The 22,660-nt window shown below is 52.8% G+C and carries 15 protein-coding genes, 1 other RNA gene and 1 riboswitch; of the genes, 6 read left to right on the top strand and 10 right to left on the bottom strand.

Translation table 11 applies throughout. From position 1 onward, the window contains the following. Positions 1-16: 16 nt before the first annotated feature. The 8 genes from SH287x_RS06455 to SH287x_RS06420 form a co-directional block, all read right to left on the bottom strand. Positions 17-706 carry a Dph6-related ATP pyrophosphatase gene (locus SH287x_RS06455; protein WP_479517758.1) on the bottom strand — a complete coding sequence of 230 codons (690 nt, stop codon included), beginning with the start codon at positions 704-706 and terminating at the stop codon, positions 17-19. A 503-nt stretch (positions 707-1,209) separates the two neighbouring features. Further along, on the bottom strand, positions 1,210-2,115 hold the full coding sequence (locus SH287x_RS06450) for a DUF1559 family PulG-like putative transporter (protein ID WP_479517757.1): 906 nt from the start codon (positions 2,113-2,115) through the stop codon (positions 1,210-1,212). Between the two features lie 163 nt (positions 2,116-2,278). Then, positions 2,279-2,476: riboswitch (cobalamin riboswitch) on the bottom strand. A 103-nt stretch (positions 2,477-2,579) separates the two neighbouring features. After that, positions 2,580-3,563: an L-threonylcarbamoyladenylate synthase gene (locus tag SH287x_RS06445; protein WP_479517756.1), complete on the bottom strand. Its 984-nt coding sequence runs from the start codon at positions 3,561-3,563 to the stop codon at positions 2,580-2,582. A 130-nt stretch (positions 3,564-3,693) separates the two neighbouring features. Beyond that, a complete protein-coding gene (locus SH287x_RS06440; RefSeq protein WP_479517754.1) occupies positions 3,694-4,677 on the bottom strand; it encodes a tetratricopeptide repeat protein in 984 nt (327 codons plus the stop codon). A 73-nt stretch (positions 4,678-4,750) separates the two neighbouring features. Beyond that, positions 4,751-6,328, bottom strand: coding sequence for an ATPase (locus tag SH287x_RS06435; RefSeq protein WP_479517753.1), 1,578 nt, complete (start codon positions 6,326-6,328; stop codon positions 4,751-4,753). Between the two features lie 287 nt (positions 6,329-6,615). Beyond that, entirely contained in the window at positions 6,616-7,326 is a 711-nt protein-coding gene (locus SH287x_RS06430) for a hypothetical protein (RefSeq protein ID WP_479517752.1), read from the bottom strand. Positions 7,327-7,611: 285 nt separating this feature from the next. Continuing rightward, positions 7,612-7,923 carry a Rieske (2Fe-2S) protein gene (locus tag SH287x_RS06425; protein ID WP_479517751.1) on the bottom strand — a complete coding sequence of 104 codons (312 nt, stop codon included), beginning with the start codon at positions 7,921-7,923 and terminating at the stop codon, positions 7,612-7,614. Between the two features lie 156 nt (positions 7,924-8,079). Continuing rightward, positions 8,080-9,018 carry a lysophospholipid acyltransferase family protein gene (locus SH287x_RS06420; RefSeq protein ID WP_479517749.1) on the bottom strand — a complete coding sequence of 313 codons (939 nt, stop codon included), beginning with the start codon at positions 9,016-9,018 and terminating at the stop codon, positions 8,080-8,082. A gap of 188 nt (positions 9,019-9,206) precedes the next feature. On the opposite strand from SH287x_RS06420, the gene SH287x_RS06415 reads away from it, so the two are divergent. From SH287x_RS06415 to SH287x_RS06405, 3 genes are all read left to right on the top strand, one after another. Continuing rightward, positions 9,207-10,634, top strand: coding sequence for an outer membrane protein assembly factor BamB family protein (locus SH287x_RS06415; protein WP_479517747.1), 1,428 nt, complete (start codon positions 9,207-9,209; stop codon positions 10,632-10,634). A 134-nt stretch (positions 10,635-10,768) separates the two neighbouring features. Further along, entirely contained in the window at positions 10,769-12,031 is a 1,263-nt protein-coding gene (locus SH287x_RS06410) for a CCA tRNA nucleotidyltransferase (protein ID WP_479517746.1), read from the top strand. A 290-nt stretch (positions 12,032-12,321) separates the two neighbouring features. Further along, positions 12,322-13,425, top strand: coding sequence for a Gfo/Idh/MocA family protein (locus SH287x_RS06405; RefSeq protein ID WP_479517744.1), 1,104 nt, complete (start codon positions 12,322-12,324; stop codon positions 13,423-13,425). 25 nt (positions 13,426-13,450) lie between these two features. On the opposite strand, the gene SH287x_RS06400 is transcribed toward SH287x_RS06405, so the two are convergent. Continuing rightward, positions 13,451-14,665: a GNAT family N-acetyltransferase gene (locus SH287x_RS06400; RefSeq protein WP_479518674.1), complete on the bottom strand. Its 1,215-nt coding sequence runs from the start codon at positions 14,663-14,665 to the stop codon at positions 13,451-13,453. Positions 14,666-15,625: 960 nt separating this feature from the next. Between SH287x_RS06400 and SH287x_RS06395 the strand changes: the two genes are divergently transcribed. Beyond that, positions 15,626-17,104, top strand: a complete 1,479-nt coding sequence (locus tag SH287x_RS06395) for an aldehyde dehydrogenase family protein (protein WP_479517743.1) — start codon at positions 15,626-15,628, stop codon at positions 17,102-17,104. A gap of 487 nt (positions 17,105-17,591) precedes the next feature. Then, positions 17,592-19,421, top strand: coding sequence for a hypothetical protein (locus SH287x_RS06390; RefSeq protein WP_479517742.1), 1,830 nt, complete (start codon positions 17,592-17,594; stop codon positions 19,419-19,421). Between the two features lie 659 nt (positions 19,422-20,080). On the opposite strand, the gene SH287x_RS06385 is transcribed toward SH287x_RS06390, so the two are convergent. After that, positions 20,081-21,778, bottom strand: a complete 1,698-nt coding sequence (locus SH287x_RS06385; protein ID WP_479517741.1) for a high affinity choline transporter 1 — start codon at positions 21,776-21,778, stop codon at positions 20,081-20,083. Positions 21,779-22,188: 410 nt separating this feature from the next. Here SH287x_RS06385 and ssrA point away from each other — a divergent pair. After that, positions 22,189-22,550: a transfer-messenger RNA gene (gene ssrA, locus SH287x_RS06380) on the top strand. Positions 22,551-22,660: the final 110 nt, after the last annotated feature.

Here is a 22,660-nt window from a genome sequence, read left to right as displayed (position 1 = left end):
TCAAATGCAACAGGCTTCAGCGAAGCACCAATTGGCGATAAACCCCTTCGTCACGAATTCCGCTGGCTTCCCATCGAATCCGTTTGCGAAACAGAGGGCCATCTACAACAAAGCTGTGAAATTCGCCATTCTCACCCGCGAGATCGATCCCTTCGGGAAGATCGCGGATAAAGTCATCGTCCAGAAATCGCCCAAGGAAACGATCATCTAACAGACTCGCCATAACGCTACACACGATAGCCGTGTATTTTCGTTCTCTCAACTGGCGAAGCACTGCATCGCTGGAAACCTGCCAAACGGGAAAGAGTGGAGTCACATCCCAGGATTGATAGAGTTGCTCGCGGTATTGACGAATATCATCGAGAAATAAATCGCCGAACGCACATGTAGCGATCTGCTCTCTTTTAAGCGAACCCCAGACCTTGCCAAGGATCTCTTCATACATCGTATTCGGGCAGTCTTTCGGCAAAGGAACAGCAAGCAGCGGCAATCGAAGTGCCTCTGCCTGCTGCTCAATCAGCGAAAGCGGAATGCCATGAATGGCCGAGCGACGGGTGGCATCGCAGTAAGTCGTCAATAATCCACGAACATCATATATAGCGGGTTGCTGTAACAGCGCTTCCAGCGCCAGCAGACTGTCTTTCCCACCACTCCAGGAAACAACCAACGGAATAGCATGCTCTGGAGATGGAGTACCACTTGCCATTCCGTTGATTTCACCCCTAAGTCACAAAACCGATGAGTTTGAAAGCTCTATTGCCCGAGGAAAATTAGCCCGGTTTTACTTAATGGAGAGATTCTTCGTCGCGTACAATCACCATGGGAATCCGGTGGATCGGACAATTTCTTGTAGCCGGGTTGGACTGCATGTTATCGAGGTTGGGCACCAATCGCCATTTATCACATTTGCTGCAATATGCCCCGGGAAACAAGGTTTTTTCTCCACTTACTGGGTGCTTTTCAATTCTTTCCTGTGAGCGTATGGGAAAGACTTCTCCCGAGCGAGTATCAATAAAATGCACTAGTGGCACTTCATCGTCACGCACTGGTGTAATCTGTCCTCTTCCTCCCAGGATCGGCCACCAGACCAACATGACCAGAACGAGCACTCCTCCAAAAAACCAATAGCGTGAATTCGACAATGATCACCATCCTCTCACAGAATAGACTCAGATAAACCGTGTCAAATGATCCTGCTTAATTAAAGAATCATTCCCGGTCGTAGAGTTCATCTTGCAGAAGAGAGTTTCCAAGATTGCCGTTACTGATATAGCCCAACCGATGCTCTTCCATTTTTCCCAGTTGAACCGGTGTGAAGCCTGTCGGTGCCAGAAAATGGCGGGGGCGAGATTCGACATGCCCATCCATAAAGGCCACATTCGCGTTGTCATGGTGCCGAAAATGGACATTGGGAAAATTGTTGCTGGGAGGTTCCAGTTGAAACACTTCCCCAAAATTGGCGCTGAAATTGACCTGTGCACTATCAGCAAAGGCCACCGTCTGTGTCAGTTGAGTAATGTCTTTGAGTTGATAGGCAACAGGTCGACTGCCAAGCGCTGCTGACCATGTCGGTGGCGCATAATCATAATTCGTCCCTGGAGATATCACGCCATTGATTGCATAGCCGGACGCTGGTTGCCCAAATCGAATGACCTCCATTTGAGCAGGCCCAAAGTCAGGGCACTGATAGCTGGCACGATTCGATTCCATATAGGGCGCTAACGGCCCCCGTTTGAAATCCAGCTGCCTTGACTGATCAGGTTCGTCCTCGTTGACATTCCCGAACCAGTAAAGAATATTTCCTCTCACGCTCGAGGAAAAGCCCCCCAGGACATAAGCCTGTTGATTGACATCATCAATCTTATAGGGCACCAGATACCCGCGATGTGTCTCGGCATAGTTATGCGTCGCGAGAATCAGTTGTTTCAGATTATTCCGACACTGCGTTGTGCGGGCCGCCGCTCGTGCCTGTTGCACAGCAGGCAACAGCAACCCAATTAACACCGCAATGATGGCAATCACGACGAGCAGTTCAATTAGCGTAAAGCCGCGACGTGAAGTGCGTACCGATAGAGCACCATTGGCACCACACGGGAGCCATGTTGAAACAAACATTTCCAGCAACCTCGACCACGAAGGAGTGCCGACGCTACGAATTTGACGAGTGATCTCTGGCTATTTATCGATCCGAATTGCGGCACCTCAATTTCAGGAGGCAGCACAAAATCACATCAGACAGACAAAGCTTAAAGAACACTCACCTCAGCGCACGTCGGCCAACAAACACGTTGAATGGGCAGGTCTTCTGACTCCCGGATCATCCTACTGGCCGCACCTTCCCGCGCGATTCCGCGCAGTGGCATCTTGCGACGTTCGTCCCCGGATACAGCGGCGGGTCCGCGACGGGTTCACACCGTCTTCCCTATTCTTCAAATGAGCAACACGCCCACTCGACACCCATACGTCCCTCCGAGGTTACCACAGATAAAACGGTTTGCAAATGGACTGGATTTTCTACCCACAGAGACATCTGATCGACCGTGAATGACTGTCACGCTGAATAACTGCCAGAACGTCAATCAATCCCTGTGAGTCGCGGCTGCCCGCAAAAGCCGGTCGTTCAAGGCCAGCCCTAACCCCTGCTCAGGAAATCGGAGAGCGACAATCCTCGGGACACCCGCACGATCCAGTTGATGCAGGGCTTCAAAAAATTGGCTGGCCGCTTCCTTCAGATTTCCTTTGGGCGAGAGAACGACCATAGGGCCAACATGTCCTGCGGGAACCTCGCTGAATGTCAACACTCCATCCGTAGGCAAAAGTTGCCCCCAATGATCAATCACAACCACAGGGGTTACCGGCGCATAATGTTGCGGCAATAGCCCCGGTGCAGACTGCCCCGGTGCAGACTGGCCGATAGCAGACTGTTCTTTGCTGGCCGATGCCGGGCGTTTTAATGGCCCGATCATTCGCTCAATCCGCTCAATCGGCAGCCCGCCGGGTCTGAGAAGGTAAACACCATCGGACAGAAAACCGACAATGGTAGATTCCACGCCAACTTCACAGGCGCCACCATCCAGAACAAATGGGATTCGCCCCTCTAATTGCTCGACAACATGGGCAGCGGTGGTTGGACTCAGTCTACCAAAAAGATTGGCACTGGGAGCCGCCAACGGTGCCCCCACCCGTTCAATCACTTGTCGCATCAATGGATGCCCCGGGCATCGAATCGCCACTGTCCCTAACCCTGCGGTGGCCAATTCAGGAACATGCGGCTTCTTCGGCACGACAAGCGTCAATGGCCCTGGCCAGAAGTTATCAACCAACCGACGGGCATCATGAGGAACTTCACTCGCCAGTTGTGAAATCTGCCCCGGCCGGGCGATGTGCAAAATCAACGGATCAAATGTCGGACGATCCTTGGCAGCGAAAATCTTCGCCAGAACATCACTGTCTAACCCCAGACCCGCAAGCCCATACACGGTCTCAGTCGGAACCGCGACCAATTCCCCGGCCTTAAGTGCTTTTACGGCCTCATCGACCTTCTGAATAATCGCTGTTTGCATCCGCCTCGACTCCGGTTTCATAGAATTCCTGTGGGGAATTCCAGCAACCTGACCTGAGTCTGGCAAGCGACACAGAAGATTAATGAGACGAATCATTATCCGCAGCAGCAGTGATCAGAACAGTTTTAACCTAACGAGAACTCTGATTCATCCACTGTTCATTCTGAACCGGATTCAAGCCCGAAGGTGGCGGGATTTTTTCCGTGCGATAGACCGTGTTCTCAGCACTAAACCCACTCTGGGGAGTGTCGCTCGCCTGACTGGAGACTTGCTTGACCTTCGCAGGGCCGGTTGCCCGCTCAGCGAGTACCGTATCGGCACCGTTGATTTGAGCCTTACGATATTGAGCCAACATCGTACTGGCCGCCTGCAGATCGGGATTGAATTGTAAGGCTCGCGCAAAATGAACTTGCGCAGCCTGATCATCACCTTTTTCACGAAGGATGTAGCCGATATTGTAATGAGCCACTGCTGGGCCTTGGGCTTTCGAGAACTCATTAAAACCGGCATCGAGATCGCCACTTTTAGCTAAAGCTGCTGCCAGATGAAAATGGCAGCCCGCATCTTCCGGGGCCGCCATCACAGCAGACCGATATTCAGCAATCGCGCTCTCCCAATCACTACGCGTTTCGTGTAGCTGACCAATAGCGATGTAAACCTGAGGATTTCTTGGCGCCTGTTTAGCGGCTTTGTTAATCAATGTTTCCGCTTCGGATAATCGCCCCCCCATGATCTCCAGACGGGCTAACCCTAACATGGCGTCAATCGATTTAGGGTCTTTATCAATCGCCTCCTGATAGGATTCACGGGCAGCTTTGATATTCCCTGAACTCTCGTTCCATTTCCCATAGGCGACATGAATCTTGACCGGGTCACGCAATTTGACCGGGCCATGATCTGAACTGCTCATCGAGCTTGGCCAGATCGATGTCGCAGCTTGTCCTGGGGTCGTTGTGCATCCTGCGTTTGAGAATACCAACCAGACTAATGCGAGATAGAAAAGTGCCCATGTGGCATTTTGCTGGAAAATGCCCCGAGCATTCCCAACACCCGCAGCTCCTTGAAGAGCGCTGTTCCGAAAGAGAACGGAATAGGAACTATCAGAACAACTCATGCTGGTTTCTCGTCCTTGATGACCGGCAAGTTAGGCAACCGAACCCGCGAAGACATCTCGACAAAGCCCGCCATCAGCCCGTATAGAAAAAACGGGCTGCGGCATCGGCGATCAACTGCTCGCTCAACTGAATGCTTTCATTCCTGAATCGGCAGATTGCAACCGCAATCTCTAGTAAATCTCGCGGGTCGCTCGATCTGGGCAATCTGCCACGGTCGTAATGATTTTGATAAAGATACTCAACAGCCTCATCACGATAAGGAATCTGTCGTTGTTCACATGTCAGTTTGAATATTTCTGTAAATAACGAACGGTTCGGTGCTTCGATTTTAATCTTGTGGCGGATTCGACGCAGAAACGCATCATCGACTAGATCGCCAGGATCAAGGTTCGTTGAGAAAATTGTCAGCTGCTCGAAAGGGACAGCAAATTTTCGACCAGTCGCCAACGTCAGATAGTCCAGCCGCTCTTCCAGCGGCAGAATCCACCGATTCAACAGATCACGTGGACTGACAAGTTGCCGACCAAAGTCATCAATGAGAAACACTCCGCCATTCGCTTTAATATGTAGCGGTGCCGCATAAAACTGAGAAACCCGGCTATATTGAAGCTCCAGCATCTCTAATGTCAGCTCACCACCGGTCACTACAACTGGACGCCGAATTCTTCGCCAGCGAGGATCAGAGGCTCCGTTGCCGACAACTAGCGATCCGCCGCCGTTACCTGCACTGGGAGAAGCAATATTTGCCGAATTGATTGTGGCCTGCTGTTCTGACTCGTCTGTCGCTTTATGCAGAATGGGATCGTAAACCGTAATAATGCTATTTTCGGTCTGGATCGCATAAGGGACGTAGATTTCGCCACAGAACATATTCAGGTAACGGCCAAGTCCTTTAGCAATCATGGTTTTGCCGTTACCAGGTGGCCCATAGACAAAAATAGAACGCCCACTGCAAACAGCGGGGCCAATCTCATCGAGCAGACCTTTCCGCAAAATCATTCCTTGAAATGCCTGCATAATCGTCTGGGGATTACAGTACACCCCAGAGACAGCCTGTCGCCGGCATTGCTCGACGTATTGTTCGAGCGTCACTGGGGCCGGCCCGACATATCGGCAATTCTCGAAGCTTTCCCGGGCACGGACACGGCCCATGTCGGTCAAACTGAACCGGTAGGAAACTCGCCCCAGCAGATCCCCCTGAGATACCTCAATACACCTTTGATCCTTCAAAAAACGAAGGGCTTCATCGAGAATCGGGAAGGGGAGGCGCAGTTGCCGAGCGATATCCGCGCCAAACATATTTCCGTGAACGTAAAGCTCTTTCAGCACGAACTCGGCCAGATTTCCGACTCCCAGCCCGGTTTCTTTCAGGTTGGCAGGAACACGAGGAGCCGGAACCGTCATCACCGGGACTTGCCCATGACCTCGGTTGGAATTGGGAAGCGGCATCCCCTCGGGATCATCCGAGTCATCGCTGGCATCCACCCTGGGAACGATCACCGGTGGCCGAATCGCTGATGGCCTTGAAGGCATCGTAAACAAATCACTTGCAGTCTCAGACGAATGACTTCCTCGTGAAGGAGCGCTGCCCTGTGACCGCAATGGGGGCGCCGGGCCGATGGGAGGCTGCGATCCTGTCATGTCAGCCATGCCAAATTCCCTCATTCAATTGCAGGCTGCACAGTTGCGACAACAGCCTGAGTTTGAAGCAGTCTGCTATCGCCCGCGCACCACGAGAAGGCGACGCTCCATCGCCTCACGGTTGGTGGGACTAAACAAGGCAGAGATCAAGGGCTGGCACCGGTTCCCTTGCTCTCATTTCCTTGATGCCAAACAAGACATCATTTGCTTACCATTCACGGCATTTCATAAGGGTTCTTCTGCTGAAAAGTCACAGAAGGCCCCCGTGAGCTGAAACATCACCAAAGGGCCAATATCTAGGGAGCAATAGCGGCTCCCATAGTTCCCCCTGTGGAAGTCGCGGCTCCAGACGATGGTGTTCCCGAACCAACCCCCACCGTCATCTGAAGACGTGGCTTAGGCATGCTGCGAAGTTCCATATTCTGAAGGCGATCAATCTCCTGGGCAGGACGGCCAACCGGATCATCAATCCGCTGTTGGATCAAGCTCATCGCTCCCGGATCGATCTCTCCGACTAACTGCTGAACCTGCGCCATGCGTACCTGATCAATATCAGCCCGGCCTGTCCGCGCCACAAAGATCGAGCGGTGCTCTGGGGGAACAGACGTAAGAATCCACTGAATCTGACGCATTCCCGAAGTATTCAGCGCATTACTTTCTTCGTCGAAATGATATTCATGAATTGTGGTGGCATCAGCCCAGCCATTGCCGGCCTGAATTGCCAGTGCGGCGCGGATCGAGTCCTGATCCTCACAGCGGTAAGGATGCGGCCAATAATGTGCATGGTGATATTGATGCACAAACGTCTGACCGCGCCCCGCGGGACGAGGATAGGGGGGCCAGTATTTCCCATCTTTATAAACCTGGCGAGAACCGGCAGGATCGGTTGAACGATCGGCCCACCAGTCTTTCGACCAGATTCGTGGCCCATCACCCGCAATTGTCGTTGTCCCCGCCTGCACGAGCAGAATGAGTACGGACAACCATAAAATGATTGATCGAGTCATAGAGACGCCCTCCATGGGCTCACTGACGAAGTTCTACCGGAGATCAGCGTCCTCTAACCAAAGCGCCTTCATCAGTAGAAAGCTGGTCACAAGAAATCACTGATCCATCAAAAATTCGAGATAGAAGCCGTTCCTTCATGAACAAGCCTCTGATCAGCCAGCCATGGTGCCTTCCTGGCGTACCACAGCCGTCATCGTCGAATATCGACGCCCGGTCGCATCAATCATGACGCAAAAATCGCTCATGACGCAAATAGCACCCGCACTCTTTGCCGCTTATCACCGCTAAGAATCCGGCCATTCGATGCAAATCACGCCAGCCTCCACAACCACGCCGAACTTCTGCAGTTTCAGCCGCGGAGAAAGTGCATGCTCGCCTGTACGAAGGTCATACTGCCATCCATGCCAGGGGCAGGTGACAAGGCAACCGGTCACAGTTCCTTTCGCAATCGGGCCGCCTGCATGCAGACACATCCCATCGACAGCAGACAATCCGTCTTTGGTGTGAAACAGGGCAATAATCCGCCCTTCAACCACATACTCTCCTGCCGAATCTTCAGGAAATTCAACGAGGGAAACCAAAGGAATACGCTTCACGGAACGAACCTATTGCATTGTCAAAGTATAAAATTCGGGTCTCTTCTGTTGTTAAGTCCGACAACGGAGGACGTTGTGGCGACATCAACCTGAAGACAAAGCCGTGACACGGCACTATCCTGATCGAGATGCCGTCAGTTTTTATCTCAATACGCGTCATGCCGCTTTTCGGCGCACACGCGGTTCACTCTTCCAACGGCGATGAACCCAGAAATACTGCTCCGGCGAACGACGGATCATGCGCTCCAGAGCCTGAGTATATTGTTCTGTAATCTCTCGCACAGGATCATTTGCCGAAATCGCCCGGGGATCAATCAGTGCTTCACAACCCATTTCAAACTCGACCCAATGCTGCTTTGAAAAATGATCGCTAGCACGGGTTGAATATCCCACCATCAGCAGCGCGTCATACTCCAGAGCCAGCAGCGCAATCGATTTAAATGTCGAAGCAGGATGCCCAAAGAAATCAACAAATAACCCGCGTGACCCCGCATCCTGATCTCCCAGCAAAGCCAGGTGTCCGCCACGCGACAACATTTTCAGCATGTCGTCAAAATCACCCTGCTTAAGCATCAAACGATGCCCGGTCGATTCGCGATACTCTTTGAACCAGTCATGCAGATAAGGGTTATCCAGTGCTCGGGCAATGACGCCCAGTGGAAATCCCCAAAGCCCGAAAATGCTGGTTCCGACCTCCCAATTACCGAAGTGTCCCCCGACAAAGATAACCCGTCGACCTGAGCACATCGCTTCCACTGTCGGATGAAAGTTCCCAAATCGGACGATGCGTCGATAGGAATAGACATGCAGTTTTCGCGGAGCCTGCACCATTTCAGGAATCATACGGAAAAGATGAACCCACATTCCCCGCAGAATCGCTGCCTGCTGTTCAACGGAGTGTGTCTCACCAAACGCCTTGGCAATGTTTTCCATCGCCACATCTTTTCTCGTCCATTTTGCTGGTAACACATCACAAAGGAGAACTGCAAGCGTCTGGGCGATGGCTTCCACCCAGGCAACCGGGAGCACTTCACAAGCGCAAACGGCCACACGGAAAGCGAGAAATTCGCACCAATATCGCCAGCGGCGTTTCATGAGCCTGATCCATGGCATCGCGCAACCAAATTGTTCACCTCCCAATAGAGCGGGAGATAAACGTTACATCTTGTGGGCTACATTCTGCCGGAAACTCGGGTAAACTGCCAGTAGACTTTGCCAGCCGCCGCCAGCAAGAGTTCTCTCCAGAGTTCAAAAACCAATTTCAACACCGGAATCAACGCGAAATGCTGGCTAATCAAGTCTTTCAAACATTACGTCACCTGCCCGGCTTACGCTCTCTGCGATGGACTTTGAATCTCTTCCTGGCTGGCTTCATCACCCTCAGCTTTCAGGGACAAAGTCCGCTTTCAGCGGCTGAGCCATCCAGCGCCTATTGGCCAGCATTTTTAGGGCAAGGTCGTGGAGAAATTGATCCCGAATCCATCCCCCTCGAATGGAATGAATCGAAAAATATCGCCTGGAGCGTCAAGCTCCCCGGCTATGGTCAATCCAGCCCGGTGATCTGGAAAGATCACGTTTACGTCACTTCGGTCGAAGGGCCTAAGAAAGATACTTATCACCTGGTTTGCCTGAATTTGGCCGACGGTTCTGAGAAATGGCGAACGTCCATCGCCAACACCGCTCCTGTAGATTCCAGTCTTTATGTCAGTCGGGCCGCCCCGACACCCGTCGTCGATGATGCCGGTGTTTATGTCTTTTATGAAAGCGGCGATCTCTTGGCCTGCGATCACACGGGCAAGCACAAATGGCAGCGCTCATTAACAAAAGACTACGGCCAAATGGTCAGCGAATTTGGTCTGGCCGCCTCTCCTGTCCAGGGAAAAGACTGGATCGCGATTCTGCTCGATCTGGACGCGGGGGGATATCTCATTGAACTCGACAAAGCCACCGGTGCCACCCGCTGGAAGGTCGATCGGACTGGACGTCGCAGCTGGTCATCGCCCGCCCTCACCAACATCGACGGCACCACTTATATCGTTTGCAGTTCAGCGGGCAGCGTCGATGTCTATGACCCCGCCGACGGAAAACTTCTCGCTTCACAGACAGATGTCGGCGGCAACACGTCATCGACCCCGATCTCGACCGATGATGGAATCTTCCTGGTTGGCGCTTCCGTTGGCCGAGAAGATGCAGGGCGTGCCGCGGCCGCTAAAAAATCCAATCGGGCCGTACAACTCGTAAAGAACGAGAACGGCGTCGAACTCAAAACACTCTGGATCGCAGCCAGCGCCACCCCAACATTCGGCTCACCAGTCACCTACGCGGGCTATTCTTACTGGGTGAATCGTACAGGGGTCGTCTACTGCATCGACACCAAAACTGGCGAACAAAAGTACGCCGAACGTTTGCCGCAAAGCATGTGGGCCACCCCCCTGGGCGTGGGTGATCGACTTTACATCTTTGGAAAAGAAGGGATCACGACGGTTCTTGCAACAGGGCCAGAATTTCGCGTTCTCAGTGAAAACCGCCTTTGGGATCCTGAAAAAGTGGTTGTTGACCCAAACCTTGGGGCGAATGAGAAAACCGAAGGCCGCCGACAAGCTGCTGCAAATTTTGCGACACCCACCCAGTATGGAGTGGCCGCTGTCTCCGGCAGTCTGCTGGTCAGAAAAGGTTCCGAATTAGTTTGTATTCGTAACACGCCCCGTTAATCACAAAAAGCTCCAGATCCGCAGCAGATTTTCAATCGCAATTGAGAAAATGGGGTGGAGAGAAGTGAGTCATAAACTTCTCTCCACCCTACATCCACACCCGCATTCTCAACTCCCAACCATCAGCCCTCAACATGCCCACCCAACGGGAACTTGCCACCGATATCGTCACAACTCTCCGGCAGGCAGGGCACATCGCTCTGTTTGCCGGTGGATGCGTGCGAGATCTGCTCCTTGGTAAAATCCCCAAAGATTACGACGTCGCGACATCGGCCAATCCCGAAGAGGTTCAGCAGTTGTTTGGCCATCGCCGGACAAAGGCCGTGGGAGCAAGTTTCGGGGTGATCATGGTTCTTCCACCACGAAAACGGGGGGAACCGCATGCAACCGCCGAACAACCTGCTGTTCCGCCAGTGGAAGTTGCCACCTTTCGCAAAGATGGCCTTTATGTCGATGGCCGCCATCCGGAAACAGTGACTTTCTCCACCCCCGAAGAAGACGCCCAACGACGCGACTTTACCATCAACGGCATGTTCTTCGATCCCTTGACTGAAACCGTTCATGATTATGTCGGTGGCCGCGCCGACCTGGAATTGCATCAACTTCGTGCCATTGGCAACGCCGCTGACCGGTTCAGAGAAGACAAGCTGAGATTGCTCCGCGCCATTCGCTTCAATGCGATTCTTGACTTTTCCATAGAACCCTCCACCTGGCTGGCAATTCAGGAACTGGCACCCGAAATTCAAGCTGTCAGTTATGAGCGAATTGCGGCAGAGCTTCGTCGTATGCTGGCCCATTCCAGCCGACACCATTCGGTGCAATTACTCGACCAATCCGGTTTAACAGAGGCCATTTTCCAGGGCCATGTTCCCACAAGTTCCGACTCTCTATCAACAACTCTGAAAGCGTTGCAGACTCATCATTTTGAAACTGCAATGGCCATCTGGTGGGGAGACCTTTCTCAAACGGTTCTCAGTCAACTTGGCAACTTGCTCAAACTTTCCAATCAGGAACGCGACAATCTGCGATGGCTCACTTCACAACAGAAGGTCTGGACTGAGTTCAGCCACTGGCCCATCGCCCGGCAAAAAAAACTGCTGGCCCACTCACTGATTCATGAATTAATCGCCATCGGTGAAGCTCTGAATTCAGCAAGCCAGATCATCCCGGATCATCTTCAAACCATGAAAGCACGTCTGGCCACATGGTCAGCATCCGAGATCAATCCGCCGTTACTTGTCTCGGGAAATGACCTGATTCGCTGGGGATTCTCCCCCAGTCCCCAATTTCGTGACCTTCTGGAAACACTTCGCGATCAACAGCTGGAAGGCAAAATTTCTTCAATAGAAGAAGCCCGCGACTGGCTGAAAAAAGCAGGTCATCTGCATGGCAATTGATGACTGGCGACACACATTTTGAGATTGTGACTGACGCTCACTTCCCATCCACGCATGCAGTCGCGATGATGTCCTTTTCAGACGCGTTTCAATATGAAACAGCGCCCGGAGGACTTGCTTGCAGCAGCTTTGGGCAAGCATGTAGAACACATCCCGCGACGCGCCGTTGATTTTCGGAATGCGGATGACAGCTTGAGCAATGGGCAGTAAGCAGACCCACAAGCCTGACAAAAAGTGAAATAACCTGCCAGAATAATTGGTCAGACCACACAGATTTGAAAGCATGACTCATGGCCGCTCCCGTTCGTATCGCCATCATTGGTGCCGGGCTGGTCTCCGATTTCCATCATGTTCCCGGTATCAGGATCGACAACCGGAGCGTGCTCACTGCTGTCTGCGATCCCAACGAGGAATTGCTGAATAAGCGCAAGGCCGAGTGGGGAAATGCCCTTTACACGACAAATGTCGAAGAGATCGCCAACTCGCCCGACATCGACGCGGTGATCATCGCCACTCCCAACTTCACTCATTTACCGATCACGAAGGCTTGCCTCGAAGGGGGCAAGCATGTCATGTGCGAGAAACCTCTGGGCGTCACCGCAGCCGAAGCCTGGGAGATGTTTCATCTGGCCGACAAGCTGAAACTCAAACACATGACCGCTTTCACCTACCGTTTCGCCCCGTCGATGATCTATCTCCGTTACCTGCTAAAATCAGGCGGACTGGGGGAACCGCGTCATTTCCGCAGCCAACGATTCCTTGATTGGCCAGAAACCAGTTGGGGTTGGCGACAATATAAGAAGCTGGCCGGGGCAGGGGATCTTTATGACATGACAATCCACCGCATCGATTTCGCTCAGGATCTGCTCGGCCCGATTCAAAGCGTCTGCGGCGCCGTCAAGACGTTTGTCCCACGTGACAAAACAGCCGACGGTAAACCCTGCGAACCCTCCGATGTCGACGACTGGTCAGCCATGATCGGCCGCTTTGAATCTGGAGCCGTGGGTGTCTGGGAAGGCAGCACGCTCATGAAAGGCCACCACAATAAAGGGGTGGGCTATGAATGGGCCGAAATTAACGGCAGTGAAGGCTCGGCGGCTTATCTCCTCAATGAACCCCATCACATCATGCTCGGCAAGCATGGCGGATCCATGGAGAAGGTCGAAGTCCCGGCCCAATACCTCAAACCCGCTGGCAGCCCACGCAGCACGACCGACGGCTTGCCAACAACACTCTTCCGCTATGACCTGGTCTATGAATTCGTCTCGGCCATTCTGGAAGATCGCCCTGCGGTTCCGGGCTTCGACCATGGTGCCCATGCTCAAACCGTCGCTGACGCTGTCCTGAAATCTTCCGACGCCGGCCAATGGATCAACGTGCCCAAGATTTCGTGAGACGCATCAAAGAGATCCACCACAATCAATCAGCGGCCCCGGTCTCATCGCTCTTCATCGGTGCGACCGACCGCGGATTGGGGGTGACCAATGCCTGATAGCGATTTTTGATCCCACGGTAGCACGTTTTCGCCATTTGGTAGACCTTGCCACGGCGTGACCACGAAAACGTCCCGGAACACATCAGTTGGCGATCCGACCAGACAGATTCCACATAAGAGCCGCTCAAAGCGCAACTGTCGATTTGATGGATTTCCGGATACTGCCGACTCACGGCCCCAGCCAGTTCAATTTCCGACCATAAACCCGGTGCTCCCGCCCCATAGGCAGGGTCCCAACCAATCTTAAAGCCAATCAAGGTATTCCCACTGCGCAGATTGCAAGTACTTGCGATGGGGTTCCCGTTCAGACAGAGTTCTCCAAACAGAACCTCGCCACGCAAGGACAAACGATCAATCATCCCACGAAAAAACTTTTCATGGGAAGTCTGCAAACCAATGGCAGTTCCTTCCTGACCTTTCCAGCCCATCATTTCCAGCCGAAGAAACCGGTCGACGCAAGGATCATCCCCACCATGAGCGGCCATCAGCCGATAGTTGACCTGCCCCAGGCTTTCCAGTGACCTCCGACTGCGCCTCAATGATTTGCGCCGACCTTTAGAACAACCGCTCAGCAAGTCATCCACGGATTGATTTCTTCGCGCGATATACTCCGCCCGTTCCCAGCGGCAGGAGATCGTCAGCGAAATTCCCAATTGCCTGGCCACTGTCTCCATCAGATAGGTCTGAATAGAACCCATGGGCAGGTTTTTGAAATGAAAACCGTGCCATTGCCGCTGCTGCAACTGGTGTTCAAATAATGTTCCAATCGCACGCCGGGCATTTCGAGCCGCAATTAACCAGTTCTGCTGGAACACATACGGAGAAGTAAGCCCTGTGGCCAGAGGGAAGGGATTAAAGACATTCCAGGGAGAGACTTCAAACAGCGACAGCCCTAACCATTCTCCACTTCTCAGGTCTTCCACCACCAGTAATGAAGGCTCGCGAGCCGTTTTCACTTCCCTCAGCAAGGGCTGCACGAACTCCGGCGACAAAAACACGTTCGGTTCAATCGCTCGGTCAGCCAGTGTTTGCCATCGTGCCACATCCAAAGCCGTAGCATCAAGCGGATGCAGTCTGCGGACACAGAGCGGCCCGTCAGTCGCCGGAGCGTCAACTTCTAAAGGCACGCTTGAGACCACAAGAGACAATTCCATCACTCCAGACAACACACATTAAGAAAATGAAAGGCTCACCCTATTAACATCACTCCGCCAAAGGAACCTTAAGGACAACTTCAGGCAGACAAACCTAACTTTTCTGAAAGCCACTATCACCAGAACATTACCCGCCGAAAATTCGTCATAACCGGTAAGGCAAATACCTGCCGTTGAAGTAACCCTTCGCCCGAATTCCTAAAGACTCACACTGACTCTCGCTGGGAAATACGTCTCAACCACCACAGGCACCAGCGTTCATGAATCAGCCACTCTCTCAACGAAGACAGCCCTCGACCACTGTTTCCAGCAATCGAGGGCTGCACTGTCAGGCGATAGATCAGAGCGGTGCGCAGAACTTCCGTTCCGGACAAACCGGACGCAATCAAAAAACGAAAAGGCTCTGCCTGGAAGTACCACAAAACGAATTCACACTCATTTGCGGCAGCAACCAGCAAAAATCTCATTGCGTTCATTCCCCCTGCGAGTTCATCAGATCATTGTGATCGGCGAGGTCTCGTCACTGATCGTGTCGAAGGTCGCTGATGGAGACAACTCACTGATGAACGGCTTAAGCAGAGGCGGCGGTCAGTCATTCTCGAATTCGAGTGAGGCAAACGCCCCAACTGGTGCGATTAACACCAGCAATTGGTGGCTCTGATCGAGCCTTCAGAAAAGACTTCTGCCGGATTCATGAACTCTGATTTTGCAACCACAGTTCATGAGGCGCGCCCTGACGAAGTCCCTCTAACATAACCACCTTTGTTGCGCAGAACCTGGCCGCGAACATCAAGTGACATCAACACAACCACCGATTTCAGTGAGGATTCGTTTTTTGAAGGGCCAGAGCACGTCAAACAGTTATAATGCTGATTGAGCAAATTCACTCCAGAAATGCACCATTGTCAACAAGCTCACCGTGACGACAGCTCAGGAATTCACCACATGACAGCCACTCTTGCTCCCATTCAAAAGTACGCCGCACCAGCCATCCGGCAAACAAGGCTCCTGATCGGCGGTGAATGGTGCGATGCCGCCGATGGCCGTACGTTCGCCACATACAATCCTGTCAACGAAGAAAAAATCGCCGATGTGGCTTTGGCCACTAAAGTCGATGTCGATCGCGCCGTCGGCGCTGCCCGCCGTGCCTTTGAATCAGGCCCCTGGCACACGATGGATGCCCGTGATCGTGGCAGGCTGATTGCCAAACTCGCCGATCTGATTGAAGCCAACTTTGATGAACTGGCCGCATTGGAAACACTCGACAACGGCAAGCCCATCCGCGACAGCCGCGAAGCCGATCTGCCGCTGGTCATCGACTGCCTCCGCTATTACGCCGGCTGGGCTGATAAAATCGTGGGACAAACCATCCCCGTCCGCGGCGAATTCTTCACCTACACCCGCCGCGAACCCACCGGCGTCTGTGGCCAGATCATCCCCTGGAATTTCCCGATGCTGATGGTCGCCTGGAAGTGGGGTCCCGCACTGGCCGCCGGCTGCACCATCGTCATGAAACCTGCCGAACAAACGCCACTCACCTGCCTGCGTCTGGCCGAACTTGCCACAGAAGCAGGCTTCCCACCCGGCGTGATTAACGTCGTCACCGGCTTTGGGGAAACCGGCGCCGCCATCGTCAAACATTCCGATGTCGACAAAATCGCCTTCACAGGCTCAGGTGAGACCGCCCAGCGGATCATGGTCGACGCTGCCGCCACGCTCAAACGCCTCACTTTTGAACTGGGTGGCAAAAGCCCGAACATTATCTTTGCCGACGCCAATCTGGACGCCGCCGTGGCAGGGGCTGAGTTCGGACTCTTCTTCAATCAGGGACAATGTTGCTGTGCAGGCAGCCGCCTGTTTGTTGAAAAATCAATCCACGAAGAATTCGTGGCCAAAGTCGTTGCCAGAGCCAAGGCTCGCAAACTGGGCGATCCGCTCGAACTGGAAACCACTCAAGGCCCACAGGTCGATCGCGACCAGTTCGACAAGATCATGAAATACATTGAACTCGGCAAGTCTCAAGGAGCAACTTGTGCCACGGGCGGCCATCGTGTGGGAGACAAGGGCTTCTATGTCGCCCCGACGGTCTTTGATCACGTCACCGATGACATGGCCATCGCCACCGACGAAATCTTCGGGCCAGTCCTCAGCATCCTCACGTTTGAATCGATTGAGGAAGTCACCCGCCGCGCCAACGCCACCAGTTTCGGCCTCGCCGCCGCCGTCTGGACACAAGACGTCGCCAAAGCTCATCGGATTGCCCACAGCGTGAGAGCCGGGACCGTCTGGATCAACTGTTACGACGTCTTTGATGCCGCCGCACCATTCGGTGGTTTCAAAATGAGCGGCATGGGAAGAGAACTCGGCGAAGCCGCCCTCGCCAGCTACACCGAACTGAAAACAGTCACTATGGCATTGCAATAACCCACCAGACTCTTTTCAGAAATGGCATGCCTAAAAAAACTGGGCATGCCATTTTCTACGTCAGAATCACGCGTGATAGCACAAGCTGCCCACATACGGTCGACCTGTATGCTGAAAACGCAAAAGGCCAATTGTCGATGAGCCATGAGCCGCACCGCCACTCCCATGACGTCTTTGCCCAATTCAGTGAGCCAAGGCAGAGATAGCCTTCAGCAAGCCCATTTCAACCTCGTTGACCTCTTGGGGCGTTGCCACCCAGCGATTCTGTCCGGGCATCCCGGTTTCAGATGTTGAACTGTCCGTAACATCGTTGGCACCTCAACCTTTTCGGCATTGCCATAGAGGAATGCTGAGACGGGAATGTTCTATTGTGTCGATGCTCGATTACGGGTTGAATAACGAGTGAACGCATGCTGCCGGGTATGATGCCTGCCCTTGATGCTGGATGAGTGGCTGCTTGGGTGTGTTTGTTGCTGAAAGTGTTGACATGCCGGTTTTTGTTTATGTGACGATCACTCCCGCTTCATGGCTGGTCGGGCGGCGTTGTCTTTTCAATGGTGGCGGCTATTTCGCTGTGCTGACTTCCGTTCTGCTGACTTGTTGGTGGCTGGTCGGTGGAGCCGCTCCGGTTGTGGCACAGGATGCTGATGCGAATGAAAAGCCCAAGGTCGATTTGCCACTCATCCTTTATCAATTCGCGAGTATTGATCGCGTAAAAAAGAGCTCGATGTCCCTGTTCACAAAGTGCGAACGGCTCGACGCGATTACAAATTTCAATCAACGATTCATTGGCAATGGGGATCCCAAAGAACTCAAACCATTTGAGCACTCAAAACCGATAGGGTACATGTACTATCTGGGCGACACGGTGACAGCCCCCATGTGGGATGCCATATGCCTTCCCGTGCACAGTGTCGAAGAATTTCTCAAGGCGATAATTCCATTAGGGGATTTTAAGATCGAAAAAACTCCCGAAGGAGGGAGCCAGAAATACTACGCACGATTATTCTCATCAGACAACGACATTGACGGATTATATGTCATTGAACGGCAGGAGTATGTCATTATTGTGCTCAAGGAAGCTCACGCGAACTATAACTTCCCTGAGCCATTGGAACTAACAAAGCCCTACGTTGATCGCTACGACATCAGCGTGAGTGCATTCCCGAGAAATGTCCCACCTGAATTGAAGACCGCAGCCATCGAACTTTTCAAGGGGACTGCGCGTGCCTATCTGCAACAGCGGGATGGTGAAGATGAGACGGACTATAAACTTCGCCGTCTGGCCGGCGACAGTCTGCTGAAGCAGTGTGAATGTATTCTCAGTGACACGGAAGAAGTTACTTTGGGGGTAAAGCTTGATTGCGAGACGCTCAAAGCCAGGCTTGAGCTGGAGATGATCGCGACCCCTGATAGCAAGCTCATGAAAGCGTTTCATGCATTCCCCGGGCAGCATCGCCAATTTGGCCAAGTGCTAAAGAATGACTCTTCACTAACGCTCGGTATTTCAACTCGCCTTGGAACTGATCAGCAACAGCTACTTAATCACACTTGGAATGCCGCTGAAAATTTTCTCCAGCGAGAGATTCATCGATATGTCGCGGAGCGAAGACCGGGACAAGCACCTGGGGATGCCAACACCTTTGAACCAGTCCTTGCCGCGATATGCCGCTGGAGTGAATCTGGCGTGTTTGATGCCTTTCTGCAAATGGAGGGAGATCATCCTGAGAATTATCAGGTGATGGGTGGTCTCCGTCTGCCGGGTGGCGAAGACTTTCCGTTGGCGTTCATGCAACTCGTGAAGATGATCAAGGACCGCCAGCCAGAGGATAAGCGATTGCAGAAATGGGAACTTGATGTCTCGCGAATTCTGGATCTTCCAGTACACCGGCTGTCCTTTGGAAAAGACCTTGGTACTGAAAGCCTCTTGGGGAAAGATGGCGGCGAATTCTCCTTAATGGTAACGGCTGACGCGATCTGGTTTGCAGCAGCCAGCTCTGGGCAGTCCATTGCCGCCCTGCGAAAAATCGTTGAGGCAGCAGCAGAACCGCCAACAGAAACCAGTATTGCCAAGCGAGCACCGATTTTCGTTACCGGCGATATCTCACGCTGGACTGCGATTGAGTTGGGTAATCTTCCACACGCCAAGCTCACTCAAGAAGAAGCGGCAATCGCCTTGAAAAAATCAGAACGGCGTTTTCATTTTCAAGTGAAGCCTGAGGGCAATTCGCTCAAGCTGCAATTGGATCTGGATGATGGAATCGTCAAACTCTATGGCCGAGTTTGGGCACGGGTGATTGTTGGCGAGGAGCTATAATTCCCTCGCGGTGTGACCCACGTTGGCGGTTCTCAATCTCCTTGGGTAGCGGAGCGACAAGAAATTGACATATTCAAATAGGCTTGCTGAAGATTTTCAGGGCCTTCATCCACAGGTCGGTAAACGACACTTAACTTGTGCCACTGTGTATACCGAGTTTGTCGATAATTTGCTTCCTGTGCTTTCAGCACACAGCCAGCCTGTCTTCAAGCAACCTCTATCAGCTGTGAAAGTATGGAATCCTGACGGCAGACCAAACCATTTACTTCTTACTTCCTCACCAATCACGCCCATCAACGGGAATTGTTCCCCAGATCGGGGCCAGCCCAAGATGTTCGGCAATAATCACTGAGACTTATTCAAACGCCGGGATTGGCTTGTTGGGTGGCACAGGTTGGTCGTCGGCGACCTACCTGTGTGCCGTAGGCAGAAGAGGTTTGTTGCCAGAAATCACTCTTGTAAAATCATTAGGGATCTCAAGTTAAACTCAGTGAGGCGGGGTGATACACACTCTCTTGTGGCTTCGCCACCCCGGTAGAAATCAGAATTTCAACCGGGGCTACCCAGCTATCATCACAATCACACATTGAACATCTCGCAACGTCTTTCAACGGTCAGACATTTTTTGCACACTCGCCCGGTCGCATCGCAGATCAAATTTATTCAAACGCCGGGATTGGTTCCGCCTGATCCGGCGAAGATGTCGTCCCTTCAGGAACATCCGAGACCTCTGGCGCATTAGGCTCGTCGTCGCGGAACAGACGTGTGATTGACATCCAGCCAATCCGGTTAGTCAATGGCAGAGGATTGCCGTCAACATCCGTCAGCGGCAACGGTTTATCCCACTTCCAGGTCAACAGCGAGACCACATACATCACGATGATCGAGATAAAAAAGGCCGGTGGCGTGCTGACATACACAGCATCCCACACCGCATCCAGAAACTCGTCCCACACCAGAACGCCATCTTCACCCACATTGGCAGCATAGGTCGCTGGGTAGAAGTAAATCGATTCCCCAGCCCAGATCACAAAGCCCACAATGCAAGCCGCCATGGCCCCACAGCGATTCGCTTTCTTCCAGTACATACCGAACGCAAACGGCGCAAACAGGCCCACCAGCAAGACCGACCAGGCCAGCATCGCCAGCTGATAGGTTTCGCCAATCAGTAATGCGATACCAATACATGTCGTACCGATAATCAGCACCATCAATCGCGTCCACCACAACTTTTCTACATCGTTCGTTTCTTTCTTGAACGATGGCAGAATGTTTTCAGTGAAGACCGAAGCACCAGCCAGAATCGCACTGTCCGAGGTACTCATCATCGCCGACGTCAAGGCAGAGATGAACAGCACATTCAGCCACACCGGCAGATATTGCACCGACACCATCACCAGCAGGCTTTCCACATGGGCATCGGGAATATTCGGATTTAGCTTATAAACCATAATTCCAATCAGCGGCGACATGATCCCGAAGACAAGATAGAGCAGGGCGGCCACATAGCTTCCATACACCGAAGTGGCTTCGTTCCGGGCCGACATCGAACGCTGCATTAGATCCTGTGTAGCAACACTTCCCAACCCGATCGTGATCCATTGAGAAACCCAGTAAGACCAGCCCATAAAGCCGTTGTATCCGAGATAACCAAAATCGTTCTGTAATGGGAACAGTGCAAACGGCTCGGGAACTTCTCGTGTTCCCGCATGGTTGAACAGTCCCTCAAAACCACCCACCGCATAGAGGACGCAGACGAACACCGCCGTAATCCCGCCGGCAGTAAAGACCATCTGAATCGAATCCAGCAGCGTATCCGCCAGCATCCCGCCAAATGTCGTGTAGACAGTCACAACGACGCCAATCAGCACCACACCCACCCACAGATCCCAGCCCAGCAGTGAGTGCACGACCACCCCACCCGCCACGAACTGCGCCGCCGTCCAGGCAAGATAAGCGATAATCTGCACCACAGACCCCAGCAGACTCACTTCCGTCCCGAACCGCTTCTCGAAAAAATCCATCACCGTCAGGTATCGGGCGCGCCGCATCAGACGGATGAAAAAGAAACCGGAAACCACCAGGCAAAGCACAGCGCCAAAGGGATCAAAAATCACCCCCTGAAACCCATATTCATAAGCATTGGCACTCGCCCCCATCAGCGTTTCAGCGGCAAACCATGTCGCCATAATCGACGAGGCCGTCATGTAAAGCCCCAGCCCTCGCCCCGCCACGACAAAGTCGGTGGCGTTGTTAACCCGTGCGGCTGCCCACACGCCCACACCCAACCGAAGAAAAAAGAAACCGATAATGCCTGCAATCACATAGCCGGTATAAGGGTAATCGGACAGATCCATCGTCTTGATATTCTCCGGAGTATCAGGGCATACAGTGGGTTGAGGGAAAAACAACGCAGCGCAGCACACTTCAGAATCGGAACAATTTTGGCCACCGATTTTGAATCGCCCATAAAATAGCGTTCTTCACCTGAACAGTCCTGCTGAGATTCAGAAAAAATCTCCCGGATCAACAGGTATCGAAATGTCCCTATATTGGCTCGTTCTGCGCATTGGAATCCCCAAACCTGATTGCGCCTTTCCCCGATAGAATGGGGAATTAAGTTTGCAAGAAATGGACTCTGTCCGTATTCCAACGTTCCAGAGTCCTCCACAGCCATTGACTTGCTGGGGACAACGGATAATCTTACGGATGCAGCACTTGCGAAATGCCAATGAGCGATGGGATTTCGCCGGACTGTGACCGAACCGGGGGCGATCGGAATCGACTGGATCGTTATACGGAATGGTGGCGTGTCGTGGTTGATCAGAAGGCCACGTAAATAATCTGATCAAACAACAACTGCCAACACTGGCAACTACGCTCTGGCTGCCTAGAAATAGGTAACCGCGACTGAGAAAGCCCCGCCTGTGGCGTTCAAAAGTCGTTCGTAAATACGGGCTGGCTGCGGGTCAATGCGACCTACGCTCGCGGCAAGACTTGTGGGACGCTGGCACCAGAGAAGCCTTGTCCGGCGAGCTTTGAGGTGTGAGATTGATCAACGGACTACACACGTAGAGGCTGTTCCCGCGGCATCACAGGACGGGGGTTCAATTCCCCCCGCCTCCACTCAAAGGCACTTACGATTCGTCGTAAGTGCCTTTTTCTATTGGTGGTTACGCCAAATCCAGCTTCCGCAAGGCTTTGCGAAATCGCCCGCTTTTCTGATAAGGGCGAGGATT

Source organism: Planctopirus sp. SH287 (genome assembly GCF_056500625.1).
This window is presented reverse-complemented; position numbering and strand designations above follow the sequence as displayed.